6 protein-coding genes are annotated in these 4,310 nt (G+C 68.1%); 5 read left to right on the forward strand and 1 reads right to left on the reverse strand.

Going from position 1 to position 4,310, the window contains the following annotated elements; all coding sequences use genetic code 11:
* Window positions 1-50 precede the first annotated feature (50 nt).
* From VML93_RS10270 to VML93_RS10280, 3 genes are read left to right on the forward strand one after another with little or no spacing between them, the layout of a single operon-like run.
* Window positions 51-698 (forward strand): HAD-IA family hydrolase, encoded by a 648-nt coding sequence (locus tag VML93_RS10270; protein ID WP_325610231.1) that lies wholly within the window; start codon window positions 51-53, stop codon window positions 696-698.
* Complete coding sequence (locus tag VML93_RS10275; RefSeq protein WP_325610233.1) at window positions 691-1,185, forward strand: low molecular weight protein-tyrosine-phosphatase; 495 nt, start codon at window positions 691-693, stop codon at window positions 1,183-1,185. The genes VML93_RS10270 and VML93_RS10275 overlap by 8 nt, the downstream gene beginning before the upstream one ends.
* On the forward strand, window positions 1,185-2,000 hold the full coding sequence (locus VML93_RS10280; RefSeq protein ID WP_325610235.1) for an SURF1 family protein: 816 nt from the start codon (window positions 1,185-1,187) through the stop codon (window positions 1,998-2,000). The genes VML93_RS10275 and VML93_RS10280 overlap by 1 nt, the downstream gene beginning before the upstream one ends.
* Here the strand turns inward: VML93_RS10280 and VML93_RS10285 are convergent.
* Window positions 1,982-2,986, reverse strand: coding sequence for a cobalamin biosynthesis protein (locus VML93_RS10285; protein ID WP_325610237.1), 1,005 nt, complete (start codon window positions 2,984-2,986; stop codon window positions 1,982-1,984). The genes VML93_RS10280 and VML93_RS10285 overlap by 19 nt on opposite strands.
* A gap of 259 nt (window positions 2,987-3,245) precedes the next feature.
* Here VML93_RS10285 and VML93_RS10290 point away from each other — a divergent pair, with 259 nt between their 5' ends.
* Both VML93_RS10290 and VML93_RS10295 read left to right on the forward strand, forming a co-directional pair.
* Window positions 3,246-4,061 (forward strand): oxygenase MpaB family protein, encoded by an 816-nt coding sequence (locus VML93_RS10290; protein WP_325610239.1) that lies wholly within the window; start codon window positions 3,246-3,248, stop codon window positions 4,059-4,061.
* On the forward strand, window positions 4,062-4,310 hold a 249-nt coding region (locus tag VML93_RS10295), incomplete at its 3' end, for an SDR family NAD(P)-dependent oxidoreductase (RefSeq protein WP_325610243.1).

The raw sequence follows: 4,310 nt of genomic DNA on the forward strand, positions 1-4,310 counted from the left end.
GCTTCTTATCGGCCATAGACCGAACAGTATGACGGGATACACTGAGTGCGGTGAGGTTCAAGTACGTTTTGTTCGACCTCGACGGCACCCTTACCGACTCCGCGGAAGGGATCGTTGCCAGCTTCCTGCACGCTCTCAGCCACATCGGTGCGCCAGTGCCCGACGGCGACCTGGCCGCCCAGATCGTCGGCCCGCCGATGGACGACACCTTTCACGGGATGGGGCTGGGCGAGCACGCTGACACCGCGATCGCGGCTTTCCGGGCCGAGTACGGCAGCCGGGGCTGGGCAATGAACACGCTGTTCGACGGGATCGCGCCCCTGCTTGCCGACCTGCACGCCGCAGGCGTTCGGCTGGCGGTGGCCACCTCCAAGCTCGAGACGACGGCCCGGCGCATCCTCGCCCACTTCGACCTCGAGCAAAATTTCGAGGTGATCGCCGGCGCCAGCCCCGACGGCTCGCGCAAGACCAAGGAGGACGTGCTGGCGCACGCGCTGGCGCAGTTGCAGCCGCTGCCCGAACGTGTGCTCATGGTCGGCGACCGCAGCCACGACGTGGACGGGGCGGCCGCCCACGGCATCGACACCGTGGTGGTCGGCTGGGGATACGGACAAGACGATTTCGCCGATCGATTCAGCACCGCCACCGTGACGCATGCCGCGACGGTCGACGAGCTGCGGAGGGCTTTAGGTGTCTGACGATCCGCTGCACGTGACATTCGTCTGTACCGGCAACATCTGCCGGTCGCCGATGGCCGAAAAGATGTTCGCCCACCAGATCCGGGAGCGCGGTCTGGAAGGGGTGGTGCGGGTGACCAGCGCGGGCACCGGTGACTGGCACATCGGCAGCGGCGCCGATGCACGAGCGGCCCGGGTGCTACGCGCGCACGGCTATCCCACCGCCCATCGCGCCGCCCAGGTCGACGACGACCATCTGGCGGCCGATCTGCTGGTGGCCTTGGGCCGCAACCATTTTCGTTTGTTGCAGCAGCTCGGGGTCGAGGCCGACCGGATCCGGATGCTGCGCTCGTTCGACCCGCGCTCAGGTGCTTACGCCCTCGACGTCGACGATCCGTACTACGGCGACCACGACGACTTCGAGGACGTTTTCACCGTCATCGAGGCCGCCCTACCCGGCCTGCACGCCTGGGTCGACGAACAGCTCGCGCAGAACGGTGGGGGTTGATGCGTCGGCTCGCGTTCCTGCTGCGACCAGGCTGGATAGCGCTGATCCTGGTCGTGATCGCCTTCACTTACCTGTGCTTCATGGTGCTGGCACCCTGGCAGCTGGGAAAGAACACCAGGACGTCGCGGGAGAACCACCAAATCGAGTCTTCCCTCAATACTCCCCCGGTGCCGGTGAAAACCATGCTACCGCAACAGGATTCGTCAGCACCGACTGCCGAATGGCGCCGGGTCACCGCGACGGGGCGTTATCTGCCCGACGTGCAGGTGCTGGCCCGGCTGCGGGTGGTGGACGGAGACCAGGCGTTCGAGGTACTGGCGCCCTTCCTGGTCGACAACGGACCGACCGTCCTGGTCGACCGTGGCTACGTGCGTCCCGAGCAGGGCGCTCATGTGCCGCCGATCCCGCGCCCGCCGGACGGCGTCGTGACCATCACTGCGCGGCTGCGCGACTCCGAGCCGCTGGTAAAGGACAAGGAGCCGTTCACCAGAGACGATGTCCAGCAGGTGTATTCGATCAACACCGAACAAATCGCGGCGTTGACGAAGGTCCCGCTGGCGGGGTCGTATCTGCAGCTGGTCGAGGCGCAACCCGGCGGGCTCGGCGTCGTCGGCATCCCGCATCTGGACGCCGGGCCGTTCCTGTCCTACGGCATCCAGTGGATCTCGTTCGGCATCCTCGCCCCGATCGGGTTGGGCTATTTCGCCTACTCCGAGCTGCGTGTCCGCCGCCAGGAGAAGCAGCAGGCGCAGGCCGCTGACGCTCCGATGACGGTCGAGGAGAAACTCGCCGATCGTTACGGCCGCCGGCGATAGCCGGCTTGGTCGGCCCGCCCGCGAACGTGCACAGAATGCCAGCCGTACCGGCGTGTCTGTGTACATTTGTGCACGCTCGCCGCGTAAGCCAACACGGCCGCCCCGGCCTGTACCACGCGCGACAGCGCCACAGCCCGACGCAGATCGGCCACCGTGGGCGCCCGGCCGTCGCCGAGGGTCGGTCGGATCTGCAGCTCATGACGGTACTGAGTGGGCCCGCCGAGCCGCACGCCGAGTGCCCCCGCGAAGGCCGCCTCGACGACGCCGGCGTTGGGGCTGGGGTGCCGGGCCGCGTCCCTCCGCCAGGCGCGCACCGCGCCAGACGGTGATCCGCCGACCACCGGTGCGCACAGCGCCGCCAGCGCGGCGGTCACCCGCGCGCCCGCGTAGTTGGCAATGTCGTCCAATCGTGCTGCGGCCCAACCGAATCGGAGATAGCGCGGCGAACGGTAACCGATCATCGAGTCCAGGGTGTTGACGGCGCGATAGCAGAGCGCACCGGGCGCGCCGAACACCGCCGCCCACAGCAGCGGCGCCACCTGGGCGTCGGACGTGTTCTCGGCAACGGATTCCAGTGCGGCGCGGGTCAGGCCGGGCCCGTCCAGCTGGGCCGGGTCGCGTCCGCACAACGACGGCAGCAGCCGTCGCGCAGCCTCGACGTCACCGCCGTCGAGCAGCTGCGACATCTGCAAGCCGGTGCGCGCCAGCGACGTTCCGCCCAGCGCAACCCAGGTCGCCACCGCGGTGGCCCCCGCAGGCCAGCGCCGACCGGTCGTCACACCCAGCAACCAGACAGCACCGACCAATAGGCCCACGTGCACCGAGCCGGCGACTCGACTATCGCGGTAGGTGAACCGCTCCAGCTTCGCCGCCGTCGCACCGAACACCGCGACCGGATGACCCCGGCCGGGATCGCCGAGCGCCAGGTCGGCCAGGAAGCCGGCCAACACGCCGACCATCCGGGCCCGCCGCGTCGACGCAAACACCCCGGCAGCGTCTCATACGCGGTCAGACCAGCAGAACGATGACCAGCAGAATTACCTCCGGGGCGTGCTTGAACGCGTCCGTCGGCCCCACGACCTCGGGACTCGGGGGCGGCGCGTCGCTGGGCACCGGCTCGATAGACATGTGTCGAATGTGCCCGTTTTCGGCCGCCTAAATCGTTCGCCCGTCAAAAAACTCCGCCCGACTACGTCACATACGTGGTCTACTCGATCCCATGAGGCCCGCTTGGGGACATCCGCAATGAAGCGGCCCGCAACTCGAGCCGCCGACCTGTTGAACCCGGCCGCGCTGCTGCTGCCGGCGGCGAACGTGATCATGCAGCTGTCCTTGCCGGGCGTCGGCTATGGCGTGCTGGAAAGCCCGGTGGACAGCGGCAACGTCTACAAGCACCCGTTCAAGCGGGCCCGAACCACCGGCACCTACCTGGCGGTCGCGACCATCGGGACCGAGTCCGATCAGGCTCTGATCCGGGATGCCATCGACGTCGTGCATCGGCAGGTTCGGTCCACGTCGTCCAGCCCGGTGTCCTACAACGCTTTCGACCCGAAGCTGCAGCTGTGGGTGGCGGCATGCCTGTACCGGTTCTACGTCGACCAGCGCGAGTTCCTGCACGGCCCGCTCGACGACGCCAGCGCCGACGCCGTCTATCAGGACGGCAAACGGTTGGGCACCACGCTGCAGGTACCCGAACACATGTGGCCGCCGGACCGGGTCGCGTTCGACGAGTACTGGAAGCGTTCGCTCGACGAGCTGCAGATCGACCCGCCGGTCCGCGAGCATCTGCACGGCGTGGCCTCGATGGCGTTCCTGCCCTGGCCGTTGCGACAGCTGGGCGGACCGCTGAATCTGTTCGCGACGACGGGGTTCCTGGCCCCCGAGTTCCGGGCGTTGATGCGACTGGACTGGTCGGAGTCCCAGCAGCGCCGCTTCGAATGGCTGCTGACCGCCCTGCGCTTGGCCGACCGGCTGATTCCGCACCGGGCCTGGATCTTCGGCTATCAGCTCTACCTGCGGGATATGCGGTCACGCGCGCGACGCGGCCGACGGATCGTGTAGATGGGCCGTTTAACGGGGAAGGCTGCCATCATCACCGGCGCCGGCTCCGGTATCGGGTGGGCCGCCGCCCGGCGATTCGCCGACGAAGGAGCCCGCGTCGTCTGCGCCGACATCAGCGGACGGGAACGCGAAATCGCCGGGCTGCTGGGCGAAGTCGCGTTGCCGGTAAGCGTCGACGTCACCAAGTCCGCCGATGTCCAACGCATGGTCGCCACCGCCGTCGAGTCCTTCGGGCGGCTCGACATTCTG

The organism is Mycobacterium sp. (assembly GCF_035499775.1).
In the GTDB taxonomy this organism is placed as follows: Bacteria; Actinomycetota; Actinomycetes; order Mycobacteriales; family Mycobacteriaceae; genus Mycobacterium.